We start from the raw sequence: 24,782 nt of genomic DNA, 5'->3' as shown, positions 1-24,782 counted from the left end.
AGTTAGTATGTAAGTGTGATGTTTCGGAGGGAGGGAAAGAGAATGTCAAAAACAGTCGTTCGTAAAAACGAGTCTTTGGAGGATGCACTTCGCCGTTTTAAAAGATCGGTTTCTAAAACTGGTACACTTGCTGAAGCAAGAAAGCGCGAGTTTTATGAAAAACCAAGTGTAAAACGTAAGAAGAAATCTGAAGCGGCAAGAAAGCGTAAATTCTAAGAGAGGGTGTAAGTTATGAGTCTTCTCGGTCGTTTAAACGATGATATGAAACAAGCGATGAAGAATAAACAAAAAGAAAAATTAACCGTTATTCGTATGGTTAAGGCTGCTTTACAAAATGAAGGTATTAAACTGCAACATACTCTTACTGAAGAAGAGGAAATAACAGTTTTAGCTCGTGAAGTAAAACAGTATAAGGACTCCCTCCTTGAATTTAAAAAAGCTGGTCGTGAAGACCTTGTTAATAAACTGCAAAGTGAAATTCAGATTTTAAGCGCATATTTGCCAGAGCAATTAACTGAAGAAGAACTAGTTGATGTAATCAAGCAAGTTATTTCTGAAGTTGGTGCGACTTCTAAAGCAGATATGGGTAAGGTGATGACTGCTGTTATGCCGAAAGTAAAAGGTAAAACAGACGGATCACTTGTGAATAAGCTGGTTATCCAGCTATTAGCATAAAAAAACGTCTCATTTCGTATGAGACGTTTTTTTATTGTTCTTATTAAGGACGAAACGCTATATTGCTTAAAAGCGTTTCTGTAAGTGATAGAAACCCCTCTAGTTAAAGTTTCAATTTATTATTTCCTTGTATAATTCTGATTCTACACCTGTTCTTACTTCCTTGACTAAAACTTCTTTCGCAAATAAAAGCTAAGTACCGAGCCTTCTGAAACTCAGATTGAAGTTTTATAGCGTGCTCTTCAGCATAATCCTCGAAGGTAACAAAAGAGATTCTAACTATATTAGATTTTGCATCAGTTGCATAAAATGGCCGGATATGACTGTCGATAACTTGTTTTATAGCATTCAAAATTTCTTGACCAAAGCCAATTTACTTTCGTATTTCCTCATTTATTAATTCATCTTTTAATGAACCCTAATATTTTTTGAAATTCATATAACAACCATCTATAAAATATTCTTACTTACAACGTAACATTCAGAGCGGGGAAATTTTCTTTTTTGAATTTTATCCCGCATTAACAGGCAACCCGATTGGTGAGGGTTGATTAAAGTTTCACTTTATCTCATTTGTCCAATAAATGACAACTACTTATTCTATGGTCAGTATGTCACGTCCAGAACGAATTGTAACAGGTTTTTTCAAGTTTCCAACTTCTCGCTAGGCTCAATTTCTTAATGTAACTTGTACTGATATCCTGTAGGGGCGCATATTCTTGTATTAATACTTCTATTATTAAAGGTAATATCCTCTGATCCATCATTGTCCTGACAAATATGATTTCATATAGCGACTGTTTTAATTAACATGATATGAACTCTTACAGAATATAGTTATGTTAGTGAAGTCGTTATAACACGATAGGCACTTGTGAAGAAATACATATATATATGGGATGAGGAGGGGGTCTTTCGAGATGAAGAAATTAGAACAAATGAAAAATTGGTTAACAAAACAAGTAGATCTACCAGTGGATGTATTAATGGATCTGCCTCGGATTACTCTTGTTGGGCAAATACATATTTATATAGAAAATCATCGGGGGTTATTAGTGTTTTCAGATAAAGAAGTGCGATTACTTTTAAAAAATGGTCAATTATTAATTAAAGGACAATCCTTTGTTATTAAAACGATTCTTCCAGAAGAGCTTTTACTCGAAGGTATAATTGAGCAAGTAACATTTTTAGAAAATGAAAAAAAAGGTGATTGAAGTGAAACTTCCATTTGTGAAGTTTTTCTTCTTTATCCTGTAAAAGTTCCGTTGATAGAGACTGATTACAGTTTTACTCTGTTTCATTTTAGTACGAGCTATTTTAATGCTTCAAATAAAAAGTCGTATACCTACTTTTAGAAAGGTAGTGAAGGTGGTAAATGAAAAATAAATGGTTTATAAAGTGGCTTGGGTATGTAAAAGTGCGAATTGAAGGTAGAGGGGCAGAACGGTTTGTTAATGAATGTGTACGGAGGAATTTATTAGTTTGGGATGTTAAGAAGATAGCTGATGAAACGTTAGTTTTTTGTATATTGTTACGCGATGTGAAAAAAATAAAACCAATTTATAGAAAAAATGAATGTAAATTATATTTTATTGGACGTTATGGTTTTCCTTTTTGGAATAAGCGTTTAATTAAAAATAGTGGATTTTTAATTGGGTTTTTAATTTTCTTTTTTGGTGTGATTGCAATGTCAAATATGGTTTGGAAAATTGAAATTACAGGAGCAAAACCTGAAACAGAATATATATTAATGAAAGAATTGGATAAAATGGGTATTAAAAAAGGGAAACTACAGTTTCAAATGCCGAATGTAGAGGATGTACAACGCCATTTGACAGATAATATTAATGCCATTACTTGGGCGGGACTAGAAGTAAGAGGAACGACGTATCATTTTAAAATTGTTGAAAAAAACGAACCGAAAAAAGAAAAGGAACAAAGGCCACAAAATTTAGTAGCAAAAAAAGAAGCGATTATTACAAAAACGTTTGTAGAAGTTGGAAAACCGGTTGTACTGAAAAATGATCATGTGGAAAAAGGGCAGATTCTCGTATCTGGAATATATGGTAATGAGGAAAGCCCGACAATTGTTTCAGCGAAAGGTATTGTGTATGGCGAAACGTGGTATACCTCTAAAGTGAATGTCCCGTTAAAGACGCAATTTCAAGTGTATACTGGTAATGTATACAATGAACATTTTCTTAAATTTGGGGATACGAAAATAAAAATATGGGGATTTCAACATGATAAGTATAAACGCTCTCGTACTGAAAGTGTAAAGCACGATGTGAAATTATTTGGTTTTACACTGCCGATTGCATATGAAAAAGATGTTGTGAGAGAAGAGGAAGAAGCGAATCGAGAATATACAGAAAAGCAAGCGTTAAAAGTAGCGAAAGAGATGGCCGAAAAAGAACTAAAGAAAAAATTGGATGAACATGCTATGATTGTAAGTGATAAGATTTTGAGTAAAGAGGTTGAGGCGGATCAACTAAAGGTCACATTGCATTATACTGTAGTTGAAAATATTGCAGAGCCACAACCAATATCTGAATCCGATATTCAAGGAGACTGAGTAATGGCAGAACAATTAGTAGAAATGAACCAACAATTGGAAAATACTAACGAAGCAATCGCTCTTTTTGGAGTCAATGATGCGCATTTAAAAGTAATTGAACGAGAACTCAATGTATCGATCGTAACTAGAGGAGAAACTGTTCATGTATCTGGGGCAGTTGAAACGGTAACACTCGTAGAAAAAATCTTACAGCAATTACTTGTTGTAATTCGTAAAAGTATATCAATTTCGGAGAGAGATGTTGCGTATGCAATTCAGCTCGCACAACAAGGGAAAATTGCTCAATTTGAAGAGTTATATGAAGAAGAAATTTTCAAGACTGCAAAAGGTAAATCCATTCGTGTAAAAACAATGGGGCAAAGACGATATATTCATGCGATGAAGAAGAATGATATTGTCTTTGGAATAGGGCCAGCAGGAACTGGAAAAACATACTTAGCTGTAGTAATGGCTGTGAGGGCTTTAAAACAAGGATATGTAAAGAAAATTATTTTAACAAGACCTGCTGTAGAAGCTGGAGAAAACTTAGGTTTTTTACCAGGGGATCTGAAAGAGAAGGTTGATCCATACTTACGTCCATTATATGATGCCTTACATGATATTCTTGGACAAGAATATACGCAGCGTATGATGGAGCGAGGAGTAATTGAAATCGCGCCACTTGCTTATATGAGGGGACGTACGCTTGATGATTCATTTGTTATTTTAGATGAGGCTCAAAATACAACGGGTGCTCAAATAAAAATGTTTTTAACGAGATTAGGTTTTAGTTCTAAAATGGTTATTACAGGGGATCCTTCACAAGTAGACTTGCCAAAAGGGGTAAAATCAGGGCTATCTATAGCCTCTAATATTTTATCTGGTGTATCAGGTCTGTCATTTATTACATTAGAACAAACAGACGTTGTGAGACATCCATTGGTGCAACGTATTATTGAGGCATATGATAAAATGGAATGATCCTATTTGTCAGGATCATTTCTTTTTGTATGATAAGGTTGGCGAACGTCATATTTTTTACTATCATGAAAGATAAGGAAAATAAACTATAGGTACTGGTGTATAAAATGTTGCCTCAAAGTATCGTTGGGTAGAAGAAATGAAAGCTATAAATAGTTTCACTTTATTTCTGGAGAGGAGAAGTATTGAAATCATGTCAAGATCTCAAGAAATTTCTAAGTGGTTTCGTAATTTACAACATTCGAAAAAACTAAGTTGGATTTCTTACGTTGTATTAGGAGCAGTGCTGTTTTTTGCGCTTATGAATAATGTAAAACCAGAGCAATTAGATGTTAACATGTATTCTATTGCGAAAAAGACAATCCATTCTCCTATAAAAATTGAAGATAAAGTTACAACGGATAAAAAGAAAAAAGAAGCCGCTACAAAAGTTGAAGATCAATATACATATAAAAGTGAGTATAAACAAAATAAAGTTGATATTGTGAATGACGTCTTCGCTAAAGTGGATGAAGTGGTGCAAGAGATTAAAGCTGTTGGACCGGATGATCAAAAAAAGATTACTGATGCTGAGAAAGTGGATAAGTTAAAAAAGAAACTACCTGCTGACTTAACGAAAGAATTATCTGATTCAAACTTACTAAATTTGATTAATGCAGATTCGGGCCAATTAGTATTAGCGAAAGATGCTGCGGTCACAGCGATTAATAGTATCATGACTGAGCATATTAAAATGGACGAATTGAAAGATGCGAAAGAACGATATGTAAGTGAGATGAATAGTGTTAATGTTGATAATGGTTTAAAAGAGTCAATTAAGGCGCTAGGAAGATATGCAATTTCAGCGAACTATTTTTATGACCCGATCTTAACGAAAGAGAAGAGAAAAGCAGAGGAAGATTTAGTTCCACCTGTTTATATTCTTCAAGGACAAGTTCTTGTTAGAGAAGGTGAAACAATTTCAAGTGATGTGTATAATCAGTTGAAATTAGTTGGTTTGTTAGAAAAAGGGAATGGCTTTCAACCTTATGTTGGATTAGCGGTACTCATTAGTGTGTTACTATACTTTATGCATAAACAATTTGAATTGTTTTTAAAGAGAAAAAGAGAAGATAGACCGTATGTTTTAGCGTATATTACAATTTTGTCTATCACAATCGTCTTAATGAAAATCATTAGTTTGTTTCAAAAACTTGAATACGCAGGGATTGCATATGTTGTCCCAGTTGCGATGGGAACATTACTTGTAAAACTAATGATTGGTGATCGATTTGTCTTTTTAACGAGTATGATTTTTTCTGTATGCGGAAGTATTATGTTTAATGAAGGAGTAACGAGTACGTTAAATTATAGTGTAGGGATTTACGTATTGTTAAGTTCATTATCGGTTAGTATTTTCTTGCGAGAAAAAAATCGTCGTACAATGATCTTACAAGCTGGTATACTCGTTTCTGTATTAAATGTAGTCGTATTGGCGGCGCTCTTATTATTACGTAATGGGAATTTTTCGCCTCTTGAAATTGGTACGCAATTATTAATGGCTTCACTTTCAGGGATTATATCGTCCGTTTTGGCTATGGGGATTTTACCATATTTAGAAAGTGGACTTGGAATCGTATCAAGTATGAAGCTTATGGAACTATCAAGTCCAAATCATCCGCTTTTACGTAGAATTTTGTTAGAAGCGCCAGGGACATATCATCATAGTGTAATGGTAGCGAATCTTTCTGAGGCTGCGTGTGAAGCAGTCGGGGCAAATGGTGTATTAGCACGTGTAGGTGCATATTATCATGATGTAGGAAAAACAGTACAACCGCAATTCTTTATTGAAAACCAAATGGGAATTGAAAACCCGCATGATAAATTAGATCCTGTAACGAGTAAAGATATTATAATTGCTCACGTAACGGATGGAGTAAGAATGCTCGAAGAATATCATATTCCACAAGAAATTATTGATATCGCTGGGCAACATCACGGTACAACGTTACTGAAATATTTTTATTATAAAGCAATTAAAGAAGATAAAGAAAAATATACAGAAGAGATGTTCCGTTATCCAGGTTCAAAAGCAACTTCGAAAGAATCGGCAATTGTTGGTATTGCTGATAGTGTAGAAGCTGCGGTACGTTCTATGAATCACCCAACGCCAGAACAAATTAATAATTTAGTGCAAAGTATTATTAAAGATCGATTGCAAGACGGTCAATTTAGTGAATGTGATTTGACGTTTAAAGAACTACAAATCGTTGGGAAAACGTTGTGTGAAACGTTAAATGGTATTTTCCATTCGCGTATTACATATCCGGAACTTCCGGAAGAAAAGGAGAAAGAATGAGTTTGTTAATTGATTTTATTGATGAAACAGAAGAAGTAAAAGAAGCGTATATGAGTTTAATTCGTGAAGTGTTAGAAAAAGCAGCTCAAATGGAAAATATCGAGGATGGCGTGGAGGTATCGGTGACATTTGTAGATAATGAGCGCATTAGAGAAATTAATCGTGATTACCGAGATAAAGATCAACCTACAGATGTAATATCTTTTGCCATGGAAGAGATGGGAGAAGGAGAAATGGAGATCGTTGGTGCAGAGATGCCGCGCATGTTAGGTGATCTTATTATCTCTATTCCAAGGGCGAAAGAGCAAGCTGAAGAGTACGGACATTCTTTCGATCGTGAACTTGGATTTTTGGCGTTACATGGCTTTTTACATTTACTTGGTTATGATCACATGACGGAAGAAGATGAAAAAGAAATGTTCGGAAGACAAAAAGAAATTTTAGAAGCTTTTGGATTAGGAAGATGAAAAAAGGAAAACTTATAGATAGTTTTGGATATGCTATAGCTGGTATATTCTTTTGTTTTCGTCATGAACGAAATATGAAAATCCATTATTTAGCCGCAGTCATTGTTATATGCTGCGGCTTTTATTTCCATATTACGAAAATAGAGTGGATGATATTACTTATTGTAATAGGGATTGTAATGAGTTTAGAGATGGTAAATACGGCTGTGGAAAAAACGGTAGATTTAGCGACTGCCGATATTCATCCGTTTGCAAAAATTGCAAAGGATGTTGCGGCAGGAGCGGTTTTATTATTTACAATTATAGCTGTTATAATTGGTGCTATTATCTTTTTACCGTATATGGTATAGTTGCATTCCGAAGCTTTTATTAAGCTTTGGAAGTGCCGTAAGGGCCTTTAATGAGAGAGTGTATCTCTTCATAGCTGTGAACAGGAAGGATGCGGGAATATGAATAGTAAACAATTAATTCTAGAAGCAATCGAAGCGCGTAAACAAGCGTACGTACCATATTCTAAATTTCAAGTAGGTGCAGCATTATTAACGCGCGGTGGAAAAGTATATCGTGGGTGTAATGTTGAGAATGCATCATATGGCTTATGTAATTGTGCTGAAAGAACAGCTTTATTTAAGGCGGTTTCTGAAGGAGATAAAGAATTTGTAGCCATTGCGGTTGTAGCAGATACAAAGCGCCCAGTACCTCCTTGTGGAGCATGTCGACAAGTTATGGTAGAATTATGTAAACAGGATACGAAAGTATACTTATCAAATTTACATGGTGACGTTCAAGAGACGACAGTCGGAGAATTGTTACCAGGAGCATTTTTAGCGGAGGATTTACATGAATAGAAAAGGTTATAAATCAGGTTTTGTCTCTATTATTGGCAGACCGAATGTTGGAAAATCTACATTTTTAAATCGTATTATCGGCCAGAAAATTGCTATTATGAGTGATAAGCCACAAACGACTCGTAATAAAATTCAAGGTGTATATACAGAAAATGATGCACAAGTTATTTTCATTGATACACCAGGAATACATAAACCTAAACATAAACTAGGCGACTTCATGGTGAAGATGGCGCAAACGACATTAAAAGAAGTTGATATCGTTCTGTTTATGGTTAATGCTGTCGAAGGCTTTGGTCGTGGTGAGGAATTCATCATTGAGAAATTAAAAGAAACGAAACAACCAGTATTTTTAGTAATTAATAAAATTGACCAACTTCATCCAGAGCAATTACTAGAGTTAATTGATCAATATCGTAAACTACATGAGTTTGCAGAGATTGTACCAATTTCTGCGTTAGACGGTAATAATGTGGACGCTTTAATTGGAACAATTAAAAAGTATTTACCAGAAGGACCACAATACTATCCAGATAATCAAGTAACGGATCATCCGGAGAGATTTATTATTGCAGAGCTTATTCGTGAGAAAGTACTACATTTAACACGTGAAGAAGTACCGCATTCTGTGGCTGTTGTTATCGATGCGATTCAAAAGCGTGAGGGTGGGGCAGTTTATATAAATGCAACGATTGTTGTTGAACGTGCATCACAAAAAGGAATCATCATCGGAAAACAAGGAAAAATGTTAAAAGAAGTTGGTAAACGAGCTCGTTTTGATATTGAAGCGCTACTTGGTTCTAAAGTATTTTTAGAAGTATGGGTAAAAGTGCAAAAAGATTGGCGTAATAAAATGTCTCAGCTTCGTGACCTAGGTTTCCGCGAGGATGAGTACTAAAATAGAGTCAAGCTGTAATCAGTGGATGGTTGGTTCATCCGCTGATTATTGGTTTTTATGAACTTTGATAAATTAGGAAAAATTTTTCTCACATGAAAATGGACAAAATGGGTCAATTTAATAACAACAAAGGAAATTGGTTTATAGGCTACGCTTATTGAGAAAGGTGGATTCTTATGCTAGATTTTACCTGGAAGTTTTTCTCCAAAACAGGAAGCATTGAAACGTACTTGCTTTTGAAAGAAATGGAAAAAGACGTAAACGATGAGATGGATCAACATGAAGAGGAGCTAGCGCATCTAGACTCTCCAATTTCTTGACCCGTTTTGTTCAAACCTTGGATGGTGACGAACATGTTTCAAAAAGTTGAGGGCATCGTTATCCGTACGACAGATTACGGAGAAACGAACAAGATTGTTACAATATTCTCAAGAGAACTTGGTAAGGTAAGTGCAATGGCACGAGGAGCAAAAAAACCGAAAAGCCGATTAGCATCTGTGTCGCAATTAATGACACATGGCCATTTTCTTATTCAAATGGGATCTGGGCTTGGAACATTGCAACAAGGCGAGATTATTTCAACTATGAAAGAAATTCGCGAGGATATATTTTTAACTGCTTATGCATCATTTATTGTTGAGTTAACTGATAAAGCAACAGAAGATAAAAAACATAATCCGTACTTATTTGAAATGTTATATCAAACGTTGCATTATATGTGTGAGGGTGTTGATTCAGAAGTATTATCATTAATTTATCAAACGAAAATGCTTCCAGTATTAGGGATGCGCCCGTACTTTGATACTTGTGCGATTTGTCATCAAGAAACAGACTTTGTCGCCTTCTCCGTCAGGGAAGGCGGTTTTCTGTGCTCACGTCATGCAGAGCAAGACCCATATCGTATACCGGTAGGAGAAGCTGTTCATAAATTATTACGTCTTTTCTTCCATTTCGATTTACATAGGCTCGGAAATGTATCGGTAAAGGATAGCACAAAAAAACAAATGCGTTTAGTATTGAATACATATTATGATGAATATTGCGGAATTTATTTGAAATCAAGACGTTTTTTAGAACAACTTGATAAGTTTCAAATATAATTTTGGACCGTATACGGTCCTTTTTACATACTTTCTTTTTCGAATAGCATATTTAGTATATAATATTTAAGAGATAGTATAACTTTTTTCGTTGTGCATTAAAGGTGGTGATTATCATAGAGCTGAATAAACGGCAAGAACATATCATTCAGATTGTAAAAGATCACGGTCCTATTACAGGGGAATCAATTGCAGCACAATTGGGTCTAACACGTGCGACGCTAAGGCCAGACTTAGCAATTTTAACGATGGCTGGTTATTTAGAAGCACGTCCACGCGTAGGTTATTTTTATACGGGTAAAACTGGGGGGCAGCTATTATCTGAAGCTGTTAAGAAAATTAAAGTACAAGATTATCAATCTAGACCGGTTGTAATTGATAAAAATGTTTCCGTATACGATGCAATTTGTACGATGTTTTTAGAGGACGTTGGTACATTGTTCGTTGTAGATCAGATGACTCTATTAGTTGGTGTTGTGTCTCGTAAAGATTTATTAAGAGCGAGCTTAGGAAAGCAGGATTTAACCTCTCTTCCGGTTAATATTATCATGACAAGGATGCCAAACATTGCGATGTGTCGTAGAGAGGATTCTTTATATGATATTGCGATGGAATTAATAGAAAGACAGATTGATGCAATGCCAGTTGTAAAAGATACGAAACAAGGTTTAGAAGTGATTGGGCGAATTACAAAAACAAATATTACACGTGCGTTTGTAAATTTAGTAAATAACGAATAAGTGTAATTTGTTTAAAGTGAGGTAATGTAATGGATAATAAAATCGTATATGTCGTATCTGACTCTGTAGGGGAAACGGCTGATTTGGTTGTTCGAGCAGCAATGGGGCAATTCCCGTTTGCTCCTGATATTAGACGTGTACCGTATGTAGAAGATACAGGGACATTAAAAGAAGTGATTTCGATTGCTAAGAGTAATCAAGCACTTATATGTTTTACGTTAGTTAAGCCTGATATGCGCCAGTATTTAGTAACAGAGGCTGCAAAAGAAGGGGTAGAGGCATACGATATTATTGGCCCTCTTATTGATCAAATTGAAGAAATTACGGGGCAAGTGCCGAGATATGAGCCAGGTGTTGTCCGTAGGTTAGATGAAGAATACTTTAAAAAGATTGAAGCGATTGAGTTTGCTGTGAAATATGATGACGGCAGAGATGCACGAGGTATTTTAAAAGCAGATATCGTGTTGATCGGTGTTTCGCGTACATCAAAAACACCACTTTCCCAATATTTAGCTCATAACAAACGCTTGAAAGTTGCGAATGTACCACTCGTGCCAGAAGTTGACCCACCTGAAGAACTATATCAAGTGGCAAAAGAAAAATGTTTCGGTTTGAAAATTACGCCAGATAAGTTAAATCATATTCGAAAAGAGCGATTAAAATCACTTGGATTAAGTGACGGAGCAACATATGCAAATATTAATCGTATTCAAGAAGAAATTGATCACTTTGAGGAAGTAATTAGTAAAATAAATTGCCAAGTAATCGATGTATCGAATAAAGCGATTGAAGAAACAGCAAATATTATTGTGAATGCAGTGCAAAACCAAAAAATGTTTTAGCACATTTACCAAAGGTGAATGTGCTTTTTTCGCTCGTGTGAAATATGACACCTATGGATTTTGTAATAGATTGTATTGTAATGGTTATACTTATACTCCTTTGTCTTTTAGTATATTCAAGGTGTGAGTTTGTCATCCTGAAATGTAAGATGAAAAAATAAAGGGATATGTAGCGTAGTTGAAGAAAATATATTATAATAAAAAATTGTGATAAAAACCTATATTTTACGTTTAGACTTTAATTTTTCAGAATAAACTAGGGATAGGATTTACGAAAAAGACATGTAATTACGTTAAATCGACAAAATCTATACAAGAAAACGCACATTATGGAAGGATTCACAGAAGGGATGTAGAATACAGAAATATGCAAAACATCAACAACATATCAGTTGGTGTATATGTATGTCCCGTGAAGGCTGAAGTTGTGCAAGTTGGAGCGGAATTTCATGTCGGAATTTTGTTTGTCGCATCATATGCTCATCCTTTTGGAAAATAGCAAGGCAATTGGATCTTTGTAGATACTGAACAAAATGTAGTTGATTGTTATATGGATCAACATGAAAAAGTTACAGATCTCAAGGTCAAACAGTATATGTGGCTTGCTACTGTTCTTGTAAAAAGGTCTATATGTATTGTTTCTAAGAGATACATTTGTAACAGATGAGCAAATGTATACAATTTTATATAGCAAGTATGTATATGCGATTTATGCATATAAAGGACCTGTAGGAAGGTTCAAAATCGTTTATACAATGTAATCGGCAACACTTTCTAACAAGTTTAGAAAAATATTGTCGAATTATAAAGGAATTTTTTAATTTATATCGAATACAAAATACGACACGGAGATGGAGTTATGGGGAACAGAATTCCCGAAGAAGTTGTTGAACAAATTCGGACATCATCCGATATTGTAGAAGTCATTGGTGAATACGTTCAACTTAGAAAACAGGGGCGTAACTATTTCGGCCTTTGTCCATTTCATGGTGAGAACTCTCCTTCATTCTCTGTTTCATCCGATAAGCAAATTTTTCATTGCTTCGGATGTGGAGAAGGTGGAAATGTATTTTCCTTTCTAATGAAAATGGAAGGACTGGCTTTTACCGAGGCTGTTCAAAAGCTAGGCGAAAGAAATGGAATTGCGGTTGCAGAGTACACATCAGGGCAAGGACAACAAGAAGACATATCTGATGACACTGTCATCATGCAGCAAGCTCATGAATTATTGAAAAAGTATTATCATCATTTATTAGTAAATACGGAAGAGGGAAATGAAGCACTTTCATATTTATTAAACCGTGGTATTACGAAAGAAATGATTGAGAAGTTTGAAATTGGTTATGCATCACCTGCTTGGGACGCAGCGACGAAAATTTTACAAAAAAGAGGTTTATCGCTGTCTAGTATGGAACAAGCTGGCCTTCTAATAAGAAGTGAGAAGGATGGTAGTCATTACGATCGCTTCCGCGGAAGAGTTATGTTCCCGATCTATACGTTACAAGGTAAGGTAATAGCATTTAGTGGAAGGGCGTTAGGAGATGACACTCCGAAATATTTAAATAGCCCTGAAACGCCGATTTTTCACAAAAGTAAATTGTTGTATAACTTTCACCAAGCAAGACCGTTTATTAGAAAGCGTGGGCAGGTGGTTCTTTTTGAAGGATATGCCGATGTGCTAGCTGCGGTAAAAAGTGGTGTGGAAGAAGCTGTTGCGACAATGGGAACAGCTTTAACTGAAGAACAAGCAAAACTTCTGCGACGTAACGTTGAAACTGTTGTTCTTTGCTATGATGGTGATAAAGCAGGGCGAGAAGCGACGATGAAAGCAGGGCAATTATTGCTAAAAGTTGGTTGCCAAGTGAAAGTCACATCCTTGCCAGATAAGCTTGATCCTGATGAATATGTGCAACAATATGGCACTACTGCTTTTGAAAATCTTGTGAAATCAAGTGTGAGTTTTGTTGGTTTTAAAATAAATTATTTGCGTTTAGGGAAAAATTTGCAAGATGAGTCTGGCAAAGAAGAATATGTGAAAAGTGTTTTAAAAGAGTTATCGTTGTTACAAGATGCGATGCAGGCAGAGTCATATTTGAAGTCATTATCGCAAGAATTTTCGTATTCAATGGAAACACTTTTGAACCAATTGCACCAATATCGCAAAGAACAAAAGGTACAGCAAAAACAAATAAAGCAGGTTGCTAAACCGTCTCAAGTCGTTCAAACAAAACCTAAGTTAACAGGTTTTGAAAGAGCGGAAAGAGAAATTATTTACCATATGTTGCAAAGTGCAGAAGTAGCTGTTCGTATGGAATCCCATATAGAAGATTTTCATACAGAAGAACATAAAGGGATTTTATATGAACTATACGCATATTATGAAAAGGGAAATGAACCTTCAGTCGGAACATTTTTAAGTTGGCTCTCTGATGAAAAGTTGAAAAATATTATCACTGATATTTCGACGGATGAATTTATTAATCCAGAATACACTGAAGAAGTGTTGCAAGGCCATTTGGAGACGCTTAGACGGCATCAGGAAAAACTTGAAAAGATGGAGATCATCTTTAAAGTGAAACAAATGGAAAAAACAGATCCTGTAGAGGCTGCTAAATATTATGTAGCATATTTACAAAATCAAAAAGCGAGAAAATAGCTTTTTTGATAAATTTTTAGTATAATGAATGTTTGTATCTCGCGTAAGGAGGGGAACAGATGGCTGACAAACCAGCTCGTTCTAAACAAATTGAAACTGAAATGACCCTTGAGCAAGTGAAAGAACAACTCACTGAGCTCGGAAAAAAACGTGGCGTTCTTACATATGAAGAGATTGCAGAACGCATGAATGGATTTGAAATTGAATCCGATCAAATGGATGAATACTATGAATATTTAGGTGAACAAGGCATTGACTTAGTTGGTGATAATGACAACGAAGAAGGCCCTAATAATCGCCAAATTTCAAAAACAGAAGAAGAGTTTGACCTCAATGATTTAAGTGTACCACCTGGGGTTAAAATCAACGATCCTGTTCGTATGTATTTAAAAGAAATTGGTCGTGTAGACTTACTATCTGCAGAAGAAGAAATTCGACTTGCAACGCGTATTGAAGAAGGCGATGAAGAAGCGAAACGTCGTCTTGCAGAAGCAAATTTACGTCTTGTAGTAAGTATTGCAAAGCGCTATGTAGGCCGTGGTATGCTTTTCTTAGACTTAATTCAAGAAGGTAATATGGGTCTAATTAAAGCTGTTGAAAAGTTCGATTATCGTAAAGGTTTCAAATTTAGTACGTATGCAACTTGGTGGATTCGCCAAGCTATTACACGTGCCATTGCAGACCAAGCGCGAACAATTCGTATTCCAGTTCATATGGTTGAAACGATTAATAAGTTAATTCGTGTACAACGTCAATTATTACAAGATTTAGGTCGCGAACCGTCTCCTGAAGAGATTGGTGAGGAAATGGATCTTGCTCCAGAAAAAGTACGTGAAATCTTAAAAATTGCACAGGAGCCAGTTTCTCTTGAAACACCAATTGGTGAAGAAGATGACTCCCATTTAGGTGACTTTATTGAAGACCAAGAAGCAACATCGCCTGCGGACCATGCAGCCTATGAATTGCTAAAAGAACAATTAGAAGATGTGTTAGATACGCTAACAGATCGTGAAGAAAATGTTCTACGTCTTCGTTTCGGTTTAGATGATGGACGAACTCGTACGCTTGAAGAAGTTGGGAAAGTATTCGGCGTAACGAGAGAGCGTATCCGTCAAATTGAAGCAAAAGCACTTCGCAAATTAAGACATCCAAGCCGTAGTAAGCGTCTTAAGGATTTCTTAGAATAGGTTATTTTTTAAGTTTACTTCACCTTTGTGAAGTAAACTTTTTTATTTTGTTAATTTTTGTTAAAATTTAGCTGTGGGCAACGATTACAATTTCTTGTAATTTATTTTACAGAATTGTCTTTTGATTTGCAAATGCTCATTTTTCGATTTTTCGATTAATTTTGTTTATTATATACAAAAATATATGTAGAAAAGCGAAAAATATGATGAGAAACGTTAATAATTATCGAAATAATAAGCGATATGACAATAAAAAACAATAAACTGAATTTATGGAATATTTTTAACAAGTAGTAGTTTGCTCTTTTCTGATAGAGCGTTTTCAAGTACAATATAAATGACTGAATCATCTAACTATTTAGGGGTATAGAGGGGGGAGAAGAGATATGAAACGTAATCCGCTGATTCCGTTCGCTCTTATTGCAGCATTGGGTATTATCGTTATGTTTGTATTTTCATTTCAGGGGCTAAATAAATCTAAAGAGTTAGCTGATGCAAAAAATGGTGGGAAGCCAGCACAAACAGCATCAAAACCAGAGGATATTGTGAAGCAAAGCTGTACGAGCTGCCATGGTGATCAGTTACAAGGGGCAGTTGGACCTAACTTACAAAAAATTGGTGGGAAACTTTCAAAGGATGAAATTAAAGAAATTCTTTCGAAAGGAAAAGGCAATATGCCTGCCAATATAGTTCCAGCTGATCAAGCTGCTAAAGTAGCTGATTGGTTATCGAAGAAAAAATAAAGTTCCGTATGACAAGCCTTTTGCTTATGCAAAGGGCTTGTTTTTCTATATTTTCTAAAATACGATGAATGATAGAGTGATGAATTGTTGTTATGGGCTTGCAACAACTACTATAAATTCATTATCATGGAGACAGACTGACAAGAGAAGGAGTAATGGAAATACATGAATGAAGTAAAGCTTTCAAAACGATTAGAAGAAGTTGTGCGTGAAATACCAGTAGGATCTACAGTTGCTGATATTGGATCGGATCATGCGTATTTACCGTGTTATACAATTATAAATAATATTGCTACAAAAGCAGTTGCAGGAGAAGTTGTAGATGGACCATTCCGCTCTGCACAAGCAACTGTAGCTGAAAGTGGCTTACAAGATAAGATAGATGTGCGTAAAGGGAATGGATTAGCTGTTATCGCGCCAGGAGAAGTAGATGTAATTACGGTTGCTGGGATGGGTGGAGCGTTAATTCGTGATATTTTAGAAAGTGGTAAAGAAAAATTAAAAGGTGTAACGCGTTTAATTTTACAGCCGAATATTGCAGCGCATCACATTCGTGAATGGTTTATTGAGAATGGATGGGAGCTTATCCATGAAAAAATCGTAAAAGAAGATGGAAAAATTTATGAAATTCTAGTAGGGGAGCGGGGAAACATCGCGTTGCCTTATTCTGAAAATAAACAAGCTGAATTGTTTATGGGACCATTTTTAATAAAAGAAAAAAGTGAAGCTTTTGTTGAAAAATGGGAAGGAGAATTAAAAAACTTCCAAAATATTTTAAAACAGTTAGAACGTGCGACTGATTCTGAAGAAACAAAAGCGAAACGTGAAGAAGTAGAAGCGAAAATGAAAATGATAGGGGAGATTTTATCATGAGTAAAATTCCGAATGGTCATGAAATAATTTCTTTATTTGAAAGTATGTATCCAAAGCATTTAGCGATGGAAGGTGATAAGATTGGTTTGCAGATTGGAGCGCTTAATCAACCTGTGCAGCACGTATTGATTACTTTAGATGTAACGGAGGAAGTTGTGGAAGAAGCGATTCAATTAGGGGCAAATGTCATTATTGCTCATCACCCTTTAATTTTTAACCCGTTAAAAGCGATTCATACAGATAAGGCGTATGGGAAAATTATTGAAAAGTGTATTAAAAATGATATTGCAATCTATGCAGCGCATACAAATGTGGATGTTGCTAAGGGCGGGGTAAATGATTTACTTGCTGAGGCGTTAGGATTGCAAAATACAGAAGTTTTGGCACCAACATATGCAGAAGAAATGAAAAAAGTTGTTGTGTTTGTGCCAGTCACTCATGCAGAAGAAGTAAGGAAAGCATTAGGAGACGCAGGTGCTGGTCATATCGGCAATTATAGCCACTGTACGTTTAGTAGCGAGGGTACAGGCACATTTGTACCTCAAGAGGGGACAAATCCTTATATCGGGGAAACTGGACAGTTAGAACGTGTAGAAGAAGTGCGAATCGAAACGATTATTCCAGCTTCATTACAGCGAAAAGTGATTAAAGCAATGGTAACGGCGCACCCTTATGAAGAAGTAGCATACGATGTGTATCCGCTTGATAATAAAGGTGAAACGTTAGGCTTAGGAAAAATAGGATATTTACAAGAAGAAATGACGCTTGGTCAATTTGCAGAACATGTGAAACAATCATTAGATGTTAAGGGTGCAAGAGTTGTCGGTAAGTTAGATGATAAAGTGCGTAAAGTAGCTGTACTTGGTGGAGATGGTAATAAATATATAAACCAAGCGAAATTTAAAGGAGCAGATGTATATGTAACTGGTGACATGTACTATCATGTTGCTCATGATGCGATGATGCTTGGTTTAAATATAGTTGACCCAGGACATAATGTTGAAAAAGTAATGAAGCAAGGTGTACAAAAGCAACTGCAAGAAAAAGTAGATGCAAAGAAATTCAATGTTCAAATTCATGCTTCGCAGTTACATACAGATCCATTCACATTTGTATAAGAAAAATAAAAACCGTTGCTCCATTAGGGCAACGGTTTTTATTATTGTTCTTTTTTCACCTTTACGCGAGGTAATATCTTTTGTAACGGTACTTTTCGAACTCTTTCCCATGTAGCGGGATTCATTGGATTATATTGCTCTAAGAACGCGATAACTTCTTTTGTAATCGGCGTTGGTGTAGAAGCACCTGCTGTGACAGCTACGTTTTCTACACCTTGTAGCCACTCTAATTGAATTTCGCTTACATCAGCAACTCGATATGCTTTTGTACCCGCGATTTCTTGTGATACTTGTGCTAGGCGATTTGAATTGTTACTTTTCGGATCACCAACAACAATTGTTAAGTCTGCAACATCAGCTTGTTTAGCGACAGCTTCTTGGCGAACTTGAGTTGCTAAACAAATTTCTTTATGGAATTCTGCTGTTGGGAATTTTTTTTGAATGTCCTCCATTAAATGTTGAACATCCCATTGACTCATCGTTGTTTGATTCGTTACTAAAATTTTATCTGTTGGGATTTCTAATGTTTTTAAATCATCGGCTCTTTCGATAAGGTGAACGATGTCAGGTGCAATACCAACTGCGCCTTCTGGCTCAGGATGATTTTTTTTACCGATATAAATGACATGATATCCTTCCGCTTTTTTAGCTTCGATAAGATCATGCGTTTTGGTAACATCTGGGCAAGTGGCATCGATTGTTGTTAAACCTTTTTCTTTTGCGCGTTGTTTAACTTCTGGAGAAACACCGTGTGCTGTGAAAATAACAGTACCAGAATCAATCTTATCTAAAATTTCTAAGCGACTTGGACCGTCTAATGTGATGATTCCATCTTCTTCAAAAGCGTCTGTAACATGTTTATTGTGAACAATCATACCTAAAATATAAATGGGTCTCGGCAATGATTTATCTAATGCGGCGTTACGTGCAATTACCATTGCATCGACAACACCGTAGCAATAACCACGAGGGGAAATTTTAACAATTTTCATATGAGTAATCCTCTCCTTCTAAACAAGGGATACTTTTGTGCATAGTCTTTTACATTATAAAGGAGGAGTGGATAGAAAACAAAGGATTGTTACACATATAGTTTTGGTTTTGTTGCTGTTTGTTGAACTGGTTCTTTCGGTAACTCTTTTTGTATTACAGGTTCAATCACTATTTTCTTTCGTTTTCGTTTCTTTTTTTGACGTGCAGGAGGCGGACTTTCTACCTCAACTGGCTCTGTTACATTTTCTGTTTGATTTTCTTCCGTGCTTTTTCCAGAGGTGAGGATTTTAACAATGCTTGGTAGACTACGCATAATAGGACCGTACTGTTCGACAACAGGACCTACAGATTGAACGACTTGGGATACTTTTTCGATGTTATTTATCATATTAGTTGGATTCGAAATTAAGTTCGAAAAAAAACTGCCGATGCCACTGCTTGCTGTTGCCGCAGCTGTAGTTGCGCCGCCGCGCGTTTCATTTGATTCATACATTTGAGGCGGTATCATTTGCTCAGGGTGTTGCTGCATGTATGGTTGATATTGTGGATGTTGCTGCGGATATTGTTGGTGGTATTGCTGCTGATATTGCTGTTGATATTGCGGCGGCGACGGTGGTTGCTGATGCATCATCGGTTGCCCTTCCATTTGTCGGTAAGGTGGAACCATTTGCATAAAAGGCTCGGTTGGATCGTGTTTTTTAAAAAGCTTGGCAAGAAAACCTTTCTTTTTTTGTGCCATTGGTGGTAGTTGTGGAATTGGATATGGTGTATAAGGTTGCTGCCCTGGATTCGGATACATTTGCCTTGTAGGGGATTTCGGAAACATGTGAGAAATCCTCCTTTCTTCAGTTAGGTATATACACATACAATATGCAATAAAAGGGAAGAAGGTTAGTTTTTGAAGTGAAAACCTAAAGGTTCTGGTGCAAATAAATGATAAATGAAACAAAAAGCTAGGATTCCTACCGGAATCTTTTTTATGCTGTTAATCCAAACAGTTGATTAATAAAGATATTCTGTTTTTGGACAGACCTCGCCCCTTGATAAGTTTGTCCTTTTTTGATCATATACATAGCTTCTATTCCGTCTATCATTTTTCTAGCTGTTTGGTATGATTTTAATCCAAGCATATTTCGGATGCGTTTTTTGATAAACCGATGGTCCTGTTCAATGATGTTATTTAAATATTTTTTCACACGAAGTGGAATATCGTGTGGTAGGTACTTGTCTTCTTTTAATTTCCATATCGCAACTGGGTAAGCTTTATCGCCATCGGCCGTAATTGTACGAGGTTTTTTCGCATGACAAGCTGCCAAAGCTTTCTTTAGAAAACGTTTGGCAGCTTTTGCATTTCGTCTCTGACTTAAGTAAAAATCAATTGTGTTTCCTTCGGAATCCACCGCACGATATAAATACATTTTCTTTCCTTTGATTTTTAGATATGTTTCATCCACTCTCCAGGAATCATTTGTTGGCTTCAAATGTTTTCGAATACGCTCATTTAACTCTGGCCCATACTGATGAACCCAACGCATAATCGTTGTATGAGAAAGGGATAAACCCCTTTCCTCCATCATTTCCACCAAATCGCGAAAGCTAAGATTGTACCGCAGGTACCAACGTATCGTTAACAAAATAATATCCGGTTGATAATGTTTCCACTTAAACATATTTTCTTTTTCCATACTAATCACGCACCTTTTTTAAAGTCGTAGTACCAGTATGACCAAGTTGGGAAGATCGTTTTCAAATATTTTAAAAATTTTGCACCAGAACCCGGAAATATCATAACGTGCAGCGTTTACGTCAGAAAAGGGATAGGTGGCATAAAGAACATATTTTATCTATTCATCGTCAGCACCCTTACTATGGGTATAAACGTATGACTCGTGCTTTGGCTCGAGAAGGAATGGTAATGAATCATAAACGTGTTCGTCGTCTTATGAGAGAGCTGGGTATTCAATCTATCATTCGAAAAAAACGTCCGTTTTATGGAAGAAAAACATCTGTGGTATTTAAAAATCATTTGAATCGAGAGTTTCAAGCTGAAAAGCAAAACCAAAAATTCGTAACAGATATTACTTATGTACGAATCGGAGAACAATTTGCCTATTTGTCAGCTGTGTTAGATCTATACAACAATGAAATTGTTGCCTGGAAGCTATCTTCAAGAAATGATTTAGATTTGGTTTTAACTACATTACGTCAATTAGAAGGGAAGTCATTAACTACTAAGCCCCTTTTCCATTCAGATCAAGGGTTTCAATATACATCTAAATCCTACGCAAAACAGTTAGAGAAATTAGGATTTGTCGGTAGTCATTCTAGACGTGGAAACTGTTTTGATAATGCGTGTATCGAATCATTCTTCTCACATTTAAAAACAGAGAAGTTGTATTTAGTGCGCCCAAAAACATATGAAATGGCCTACCGAGCAATTCAAGAATATATTCAGTTTTATAATACAGAAAGATTCCAAGAAAAACTTCACGGCCTTTCCCCGATAGAATATCGGGAAAAGGCCGTGGCATAATACTCTTTTTATTACTGTCTACTTGACAGGGAGATGACCATCTTCCTTTTTAAAAATGCATGTAAGTACTATTTATAGATGTCACCACGATTTCCAATGGCTTGTATGTATATGTCTTTCTCATCATGATTTATTTCAAATAAAATTCGAAAGGTTCCAACCCGTAATCGATATAGATCTGTGTAACCCTTCATACTTTTAATATCTCCTTCAGGAGGGATTTCAAGAAGCCCCTTCAATCCTTCAGCAATTCTTTTTTGTATTCCTTTTTCTTGCTTTGCAATAAATTTCACCGCGGACTTATGGTAAATCAATTTGTAGTCCGAATTCACGTTTTGCGTCCTCCCCTGATACATATCCTTCTTCACTATTTAGTTGTTCTATTTCTTGTGTAGACAATGGTTCATGATCTGAATCCGCCATATCAATTTTTTCCCAATCGTTAGGTTTCTTTTTTGAGCGTTGAACAAGAAATTCTAAAAAATCAAACGCTGCTTTTTCATCTTGTCGGTCAAGACGATCTATCAATTGATACAACTCATCTTTACGAATAGCCATGTGGTGCACCTACCTTCAGTTTTATTTTGAATGTCCACTAATTAATATTAGTGGACATGAAGTGTGGGAAAATAAATGTTTGATGTCCGCTAATATAAATTGATAAGATTAAAATAGCATGTCCGCTAATGTAAGTCAATAAAAGAGGAGGTATTTATGCATTCTATTAAAACAATTTCTATACAAGCAACATCTTTGATTTCCGATTTTATTTCTAGCTTATCTCAAGAAGGAGATTTGCATACAAAAACACTAAAAGAATATACGAGTGATTTAAAAGATTTTGTATTTTGGTTTGAAAATGTGTGGGGAAAACATGCTGAGGATACTCTTTTTCATCCAATAGAAGTTACCGCTCGCACTATCGCTCGATATCGAGAGCATATGCAAGTTACAAGATTACTAAAACCTTCTACGATTAACCGGCGCATTAATTCAATCAAACGTTATTTTGACTGGGCTAAGCAAAAAGGACTGGTACAAACAAATTATTCAAAATCAATTAAGTTTGTACCAACAGAAAAAACGAGTCCCAAACGCATGTCAGATAAAGAAGAAGCCACTTTAATGCATGCCGTTGAAAAATACGGCACACTACGTGACAGGACAATGATTATTTTTATGCTTCATACTGGCCTTCGTTCAATGGAAGTTTGTGATGTTCAAATAGAGGATGTTATCATGAAAAAAAGAGGCGGCTATGTTGTTGTTCGATCTGGAAAACGAAATAAACAGAGGGAAGTGCCTTTGAATAGTACAGCTCGTTGTGCACTAGAAGAACATATCAGATTAAGTGAGATTTCACAGAGTTATTTGTTTCCTTCTTCTAAAACAGGAAAACGCCTACAAGAAAGAGCGATCCGCCATATTCTTCAGAAGTATATTAGACTTGCAAAGTTAGAAGGATTTAGTGCCCATGATTTAAGGCATCGCTTTGGTTATGTGATGGCTGAACGCACACCATTACATCGTCTTGCACAAATTATGGGACACGATAACTTGAATACCACGATGATTTATGTAAGAGCTACACAAGAAGACTTACAGGGAGAAGTAGAAAAAATTGCCTGGCACTAAAGAATGCACATCATCCTATTCATTTGGTCATGTGATACAAACTAAGAATTGTAACAGGAGGAACAAGGGTTATGCCTGTAGATTTTTTAACACCTGAACAAGAAGAAAAATATGGTTGTTTTTGTGTCCCCCCCAACATCAGAGCAGTTAGCAAAATATTTTGGGTTAGATGATACAGACAAAGAACTGATATGGAATCGTCGTGGAGAGCATAATCAACTTGGTTTCGCTGTTCAATTAGGAACCGTTAGGTTCTTAGGAACATTTTTATCTGATCCTACAAATGTACCACAATCGGTTATTACATATATGGCAAATCAACTTCATCTAGATGCTCAAAGCTTTTCTCGTTATCGAAATAAACGAAGTCAATGGGAAACCAACTATGTTAGGGCGAGCAATTGGAGAATTGGGGAGCCTCTTTAAAACACGTTATTTACTCTTATATTTACATGATGAAAATTATCGTCTTAAAATTTTAAATCAACTCAATAGAGGAGCAGCAAGGCATAGTTTAGCGAGGGCTGTATTTTACGGCAAACATGGAGAACTTCATCAACCCTATCGAGAAGGACAAGAAGAGCAATTAGGCGCATTAGGTTTAGTAGTAAATGCAATTATTGTATGGAATACACGATATATAGAATCTGCGTTACAAGTACTCCGAAATCGCGGTTATACAATTGATAATGATGATATATCTAGACTTTCACCATTAAGCCATAAACGCATTAACATAGTAGGTCGGTATTCATTTGTTCTCCCAGAAGAAGTAAAAGATGGGCAATTACGTACATTAACATATGAAGAAACAAACAAAAAGGAACCTAATTCTTTATACGAATAGGTTCCTAATATCCGCTAATGCTTGTTGCGTGATTTTGTTCCATTGCTACACATATCCCATATATTATAGTTTCTTGATAGTAAAACTATCATGTATATAAATGAACCAGTTCCTAAACCTGTATGCAGTCGATTTTTTAGTTTCAATAAAGTCTTTCCCTTCTTTTTTTATGATTTTAAGATAAGGTTATTTAATTTTGATTGTATATAAAATGTGTAGAATATTCCTCCAAAAAATAAGCCTACAGATAGTCCACTTATGGCAGAATAAATTATATTAAACGAAATATTTTTATAATATGATGAACAAATTCTTAAAGTTACATTTAAGAGATATTTTACAAAGAAATTAATCAATATAATTATTAATGGAAGGTAACATTTCTTCCTGAATGTAACCGTCTCTTGCTTGAATAAAATTTGATATTTTGCATATAACAAATAGCAAATCAAAATGCCTGGAAGAATGAAAATCGTATAGCTTATTAAACAATATCCTAAGTAAGAAAATTTAGTGATAATTTTATCTATCCCCATATCATAAAGATCCTGGGAACAAGGAACATTTTAGATAAATTAATTGGTCTTTCTTGAGAAATAGCAATACCCCTTTTTATTAAAATGAATAATAATATCCATACCCATAATGGAGTTCTTATAAATATTTCTTTAATCATAGTATACATTGTATATCTCCTTTTTTTTATTAATATTTACATCAAAGGAGATATAAAGAAATGCTTTTAAACATA

General features: G+C 35.5%; 25 protein-coding genes and 3 pseudogenes. 23 read left to right on the top strand and 5 right to left on the bottom strand.

Annotated elements, in window-relative coordinates:
• Nucleotides 1–42 precede the first annotated feature (42 nt).
• The 19 genes from rpsU (at nucleotide 43) to F3I02_RS24040 (ending at nucleotide 18,023) form a co-directional block, all read left to right on the top strand.
• Nucleotides 43–216: a 30S ribosomal protein S21 gene (rpsU, locus tag F3I02_RS24130; protein WP_000048061.1), complete on the top strand. Its 174-nt coding sequence runs from the start codon at nucleotides 43–45 to the stop codon at nucleotides 214–216.
• A gap of 15 nt (nucleotides 217–231) precedes the next feature.
• Entirely contained in the window at nucleotides 232–675 is a 444-nt protein-coding gene (locus F3I02_RS24125) for a GatB/YqeY domain-containing protein (RefSeq protein WP_000054562.1), read from the top strand.
• Between the two features lie 920 nt (nucleotides 676–1,595).
• Entirely contained in the window at nucleotides 1,596–1,889 is a 294-nt protein-coding gene (gene yqfC, locus F3I02_RS24120; protein WP_089148281.1) for a sporulation protein YqfC, read from the top strand.
• 161 nt (nucleotides 1,890–2,050) lie between these two features.
• Entirely contained in the window at nucleotides 2,051–3,250 is a 1,200-nt protein-coding gene (gene yqfD, locus F3I02_RS24115) for a sporulation protein YqfD (RefSeq protein ID WP_000792494.1), read from the top strand.
• A gap of 3 nt (nucleotides 3,251–3,253) precedes the next feature.
• A complete protein-coding gene (locus tag F3I02_RS24110) occupies nucleotides 3,254–4,213 on the top strand; it encodes a PhoH family protein (protein WP_000840521.1) in 960 nt (319 codons plus the stop codon).
• Nucleotides 4,214–4,406: 193 nt separating this feature from the next.
• Nucleotides 4,407–6,551 (top strand): HD family phosphohydrolase, encoded by a 2,145-nt coding sequence (locus F3I02_RS24105; RefSeq protein WP_000091508.1) that lies wholly within the window; start codon nucleotides 4,407–4,409, stop codon nucleotides 6,549–6,551.
• A complete protein-coding gene (gene ybeY / locus F3I02_RS24100; RefSeq protein WP_000054682.1) occupies nucleotides 6,548–7,018 on the top strand; it encodes an rRNA maturation RNase YbeY in 471 nt (156 codons plus the stop codon). Before F3I02_RS24105 ends, ybeY begins: the two co-directional genes overlap by 4 nt.
• Nucleotides 7,015–7,368, top strand: coding sequence for a diacylglycerol kinase family protein (locus tag F3I02_RS24095; RefSeq protein WP_000715462.1), 354 nt, complete (start codon nucleotides 7,015–7,017; stop codon nucleotides 7,366–7,368). The genes ybeY and F3I02_RS24095 overlap by 4 nt, the downstream gene beginning before the upstream one ends.
• A 99-nt stretch (nucleotides 7,369–7,467) precedes the next feature.
• Entirely contained in the window at nucleotides 7,468–7,866 is a 399-nt protein-coding gene (locus F3I02_RS24090; protein WP_001086285.1) for a cytidine deaminase, read from the top strand.
• Nucleotides 7,859–8,764: a GTPase Era gene (gene era, locus F3I02_RS24085; protein ID WP_001080229.1), complete on the top strand. Its 906-nt coding sequence runs from the start codon at nucleotides 7,859–7,861 to the stop codon at nucleotides 8,762–8,764. The genes F3I02_RS24090 and era overlap by 8 nt, the downstream gene beginning before the upstream one ends.
• A gap of 176 nt (nucleotides 8,765–8,940) precedes the next feature.
• Nucleotides 8,941–9,084, top strand: coding sequence for a YqzL family protein (locus tag F3I02_RS24080; RefSeq protein WP_000883924.1), 144 nt, complete (start codon nucleotides 8,941–8,943; stop codon nucleotides 9,082–9,084).
• Between the two features lie 33 nt (nucleotides 9,085–9,117).
• Nucleotides 9,118–9,864 carry a DNA repair protein RecO gene (gene recO, locus F3I02_RS24075; RefSeq protein WP_000487011.1) on the top strand — a complete coding sequence of 249 codons (747 nt, stop codon included), beginning with the start codon at nucleotides 9,118–9,120 and terminating at the stop codon, nucleotides 9,862–9,864.
• 107 nt (nucleotides 9,865–9,971) lie between these two features.
• On the top strand, nucleotides 9,972–10,604 hold the full coding sequence (gene ccpN, locus F3I02_RS24070) for a transcriptional regulator CcpN (RefSeq protein ID WP_000583756.1): 633 nt from the start codon (nucleotides 9,972–9,974) through the stop codon (nucleotides 10,602–10,604).
• Nucleotides 10,605–10,633: 29 nt separating this feature from the next.
• Nucleotides 10,634–11,446: a pyruvate, water dikinase regulatory protein gene (locus F3I02_RS24065; protein ID WP_000368944.1), complete on the top strand. Its 813-nt coding sequence runs from the start codon at nucleotides 10,634–10,636 to the stop codon at nucleotides 11,444–11,446.
• Nucleotides 11,447–12,305: 859 nt separating this feature from the next.
• Nucleotides 12,306–14,102 (top strand): DNA primase, encoded by a 1,797-nt coding sequence (gene dnaG, locus F3I02_RS24060; RefSeq protein WP_000528221.1) that lies wholly within the window; start codon nucleotides 12,306–12,308, stop codon nucleotides 14,100–14,102.
• A 59-nt stretch (nucleotides 14,103–14,161) separates the two neighbouring features.
• The gene (rpoD, locus tag F3I02_RS24055) at nucleotides 14,162–15,289 is read left to right on the top strand and encodes an RNA polymerase sigma factor RpoD (RefSeq protein ID WP_000764065.1); all 1,128 of its coding nucleotides are present in this window, start codon (nucleotides 14,162–14,164) and stop codon (nucleotides 15,287–15,289) included.
• 386 nt (nucleotides 15,290–15,675) lie between these two features.
• Complete coding sequence (gene cccA, locus F3I02_RS24050) at nucleotides 15,676–16,032, top strand: cytochrome c550 (protein ID WP_000828141.1); 357 nt, start codon at nucleotides 15,676–15,678, stop codon at nucleotides 16,030–16,032.
• A gap of 165 nt (nucleotides 16,033–16,197) precedes the next feature.
• The gene (locus tag F3I02_RS24045; protein WP_001006535.1) at nucleotides 16,198–16,905 is read left to right on the top strand and encodes a tRNA (adenine(22)-N(1))-methyltransferase; all 708 of its coding nucleotides are present in this window, start codon (nucleotides 16,198–16,200) and stop codon (nucleotides 16,903–16,905) included.
• A complete protein-coding gene (locus tag F3I02_RS24040; protein WP_196478500.1) occupies nucleotides 16,902–18,023 on the top strand; it encodes a Nif3-like dinuclear metal center hexameric protein in 1,122 nt (373 codons plus the stop codon). The genes F3I02_RS24045 and F3I02_RS24040 overlap by 4 nt, the downstream gene beginning before the upstream one ends.
• 41 nt (nucleotides 18,024–18,064) lie before the next feature.
• On the opposite strand, the gene F3I02_RS24035 is transcribed toward F3I02_RS24040, so the two are convergent.
• From F3I02_RS24035 to F3I02_RS24025, 3 genes are all read right to left on the bottom strand, one after another.
• Entirely contained in the window at nucleotides 18,065–19,015 is a 951-nt protein-coding gene (locus F3I02_RS24035) for a 4-hydroxy-3-methylbut-2-enyl diphosphate reductase (RefSeq protein WP_000706662.1), read from the bottom strand.
• A gap of 89 nt (nucleotides 19,016–19,104) precedes the next feature.
• Nucleotides 19,105–19,842, bottom strand: a complete 738-nt coding sequence (vrrA, locus tag F3I02_RS24030) for a VrrA/YqfQ family protein (protein WP_196478499.1) — start codon at nucleotides 19,840–19,842, stop codon at nucleotides 19,105–19,107.
• Between the two features lie 151 nt (nucleotides 19,843–19,993).
• On the bottom strand, nucleotides 19,994–20,701 hold the full coding sequence (locus F3I02_RS24025) for an IS6 family transposase (RefSeq protein ID WP_196478272.1): 708 nt from the start codon (nucleotides 20,699–20,701) through the stop codon (nucleotides 19,994–19,996).
• Between the two features lie 92 nt (nucleotides 20,702–20,793).
• Between F3I02_RS24025 and F3I02_RS24020 the strand changes: the two are divergent.
• Nucleotides 20,794–21,549 (top strand): annotated as a pseudogene (locus F3I02_RS24020) (IS3-like element ISBth8 family transposase); the annotation flags it as partial.
• A gap of 68 nt (nucleotides 21,550–21,617) precedes the next feature.
• Here the strand turns inward: F3I02_RS24020 and F3I02_RS24015 are convergent.
• On the bottom strand, nucleotides 21,618–21,881 hold the full coding sequence (locus F3I02_RS24015; protein ID WP_196478498.1) for a type II toxin-antitoxin system RelE family toxin: 264 nt from the start codon (nucleotides 21,879–21,881) through the stop codon (nucleotides 21,618–21,620).
• Nucleotides 21,850–22,107 (bottom strand): hypothetical protein, encoded by a 258-nt coding sequence (locus tag F3I02_RS24010; RefSeq protein WP_196478497.1) that lies wholly within the window; start codon nucleotides 22,105–22,107, stop codon nucleotides 21,850–21,852. Before F3I02_RS24010 ends, F3I02_RS24015 begins: the two co-directional genes overlap by 32 nt.
• Nucleotides 22,108–22,263: 156 nt before the next feature.
• Here F3I02_RS24010 and F3I02_RS24005 point away from each other — a divergent pair, with 156 nt between their 5' ends.
• The 3 genes and pseudogenes from F3I02_RS24005 to F3I02_RS23995 form a co-directional block, all read left to right on the top strand.
• A complete protein-coding gene (locus tag F3I02_RS24005) occupies nucleotides 22,264–23,184 on the top strand; it encodes a tyrosine-type recombinase/integrase (RefSeq protein ID WP_196478496.1) in 921 nt (306 codons plus the stop codon).
• Between the two features lie 71 nt (nucleotides 23,185–23,255).
• Nucleotides 23,256–23,559 (top strand): annotated as a pseudogene (locus tag F3I02_RS24000) (DUF4158 domain-containing protein); the annotation flags it as partial.
• Nucleotides 23,552–24,031, top strand: a pseudogene (locus F3I02_RS23995) (Tn3 family transposase); the annotation flags it as partial. The pseudogenes F3I02_RS24000 and F3I02_RS23995, both read left to right, overlap by 8 nt.
• Nucleotides 24,032–24,782: the final 751 nt, after the last annotated feature.

Origin of the sequence: Bacillus sp. SRB3LM (genome assembly GCF_015712745.1) — a bacterium.
In the GTDB taxonomy this organism is placed as follows: Bacteria; Bacillota; Bacilli; order Bacillales; family Bacillaceae_G; genus Bacillus_A; species Bacillus_A thuringiensis_K.
Note: the sequence above shows the minus strand (reverse complement) of the source record. Positions and strands in the feature narration are given on the sequence as shown.

What these genes read in the sequence shown, in the direction of transcription:
- cccA (WP_000828141.1), top strand. Translation starts at nt 15,676, where the DNA reads ATGAAACGTAATCCGCTGATTCCGTTCGCTCTTATTGCAGCATTGGGT.
- F3I02_RS24105 (WP_000091508.1), top strand. Translation starts at nt 4,407, where the DNA reads ATGTCAAGATCTCAAGAAATTTCTAAGTGGTTTCGTAATTTACAACAT.
- F3I02_RS24110 (WP_000840521.1), top strand. Translation starts at nt 3,254, where the DNA reads ATGGCAGAACAATTAGTAGAAATGAACCAACAATTGGAAAATACTAAC.
- F3I02_RS24035 (WP_000706662.1), bottom strand. Translation starts at nt 19,015, where the DNA reads ATGAAAATTGTTAAAATTTCCCCTCGTGGTTATTGCTACGGTGTTGTC.
- F3I02_RS24125 (WP_000054562.1), top strand. Translation starts at nt 232, where the DNA reads ATGAGTCTTCTCGGTCGTTTAAACGATGATATGAAACAAGCGATGAAG.
- yqfD (WP_000792494.1), top strand. Translation starts at nt 2,051, where the DNA reads ATGAAAAATAAATGGTTTATAAAGTGGCTTGGGTATGTAAAAGTGCGA.
- F3I02_RS24045 (WP_001006535.1), top strand. Translation starts at nt 16,198, where the DNA reads ATGAATGAAGTAAAGCTTTCAAAACGATTAGAAGAAGTTGTGCGTGAA.
- F3I02_RS24005 (WP_196478496.1), top strand. Translation starts at nt 22,264, where the DNA reads ATGCATTCTATTAAAACAATTTCTATACAAGCAACATCTTTGATTTCC.
- F3I02_RS24090 (WP_001086285.1), top strand. Translation starts at nt 7,468, where the DNA reads ATGAATAGTAAACAATTAATTCTAGAAGCAATCGAAGCGCGTAAACAA.
- F3I02_RS24080 (WP_000883924.1), top strand. Translation starts at nt 8,941, where the DNA reads ATGCTAGATTTTACCTGGAAGTTTTTCTCCAAAACAGGAAGCATTGAA.
- rpoD (WP_000764065.1), top strand. Translation starts at nt 14,162, where the DNA reads ATGGCTGACAAACCAGCTCGTTCTAAACAAATTGAAACTGAAATGACC.
- rpsU (WP_000048061.1), top strand. Translation starts at nt 43, where the DNA reads ATGTCAAAAACAGTCGTTCGTAAAAACGAGTCTTTGGAGGATGCACTT.
- dnaG (WP_000528221.1), top strand. Translation starts at nt 12,306, where the DNA reads ATGGGGAACAGAATTCCCGAAGAAGTTGTTGAACAAATTCGGACATCA.
- F3I02_RS24010 (WP_196478497.1), bottom strand. Translation starts at nt 22,107, where the DNA reads ATGGCTATTCGTAAAGATGAGTTGTATCAATTGATAGATCGTCTTGAC.
- ybeY (WP_000054682.1), top strand. Translation starts at nt 6,548, where the DNA reads ATGAGTTTGTTAATTGATTTTATTGATGAAACAGAAGAAGTAAAAGAA.
- F3I02_RS24095 (WP_000715462.1), top strand. Translation starts at nt 7,015, where the DNA reads ATGAAAAAAGGAAAACTTATAGATAGTTTTGGATATGCTATAGCTGGT.
- recO (WP_000487011.1), top strand. Translation starts at nt 9,118, where the DNA reads ATGTTTCAAAAAGTTGAGGGCATCGTTATCCGTACGACAGATTACGGA.
- F3I02_RS24025 (WP_196478272.1), bottom strand. Translation starts at nt 20,701, where the DNA reads ATGGAAAAAGAAAATATGTTTAAGTGGAAACATTATCAACCGGATATT.
- era (WP_001080229.1), top strand. Translation starts at nt 7,859, where the DNA reads ATGAATAGAAAAGGTTATAAATCAGGTTTTGTCTCTATTATTGGCAGA.
- yqfC (WP_089148281.1), top strand. Translation starts at nt 1,596, where the DNA reads ATGAAGAAATTAGAACAAATGAAAAATTGGTTAACAAAACAAGTAGAT.
- vrrA (WP_196478499.1), bottom strand. Translation starts at nt 19,842, where the DNA reads ATGTTTCCGAAATCCCCTACAAGGCAAATGTATCCGAATCCAGGGCAG.
- F3I02_RS24040 (WP_196478500.1), top strand. Translation starts at nt 16,902, where the DNA reads ATGAGTAAAATTCCGAATGGTCATGAAATAATTTCTTTATTTGAAAGT.
- F3I02_RS24065 (WP_000368944.1), top strand. Translation starts at nt 10,634, where the DNA reads ATGGATAATAAAATCGTATATGTCGTATCTGACTCTGTAGGGGAAACG.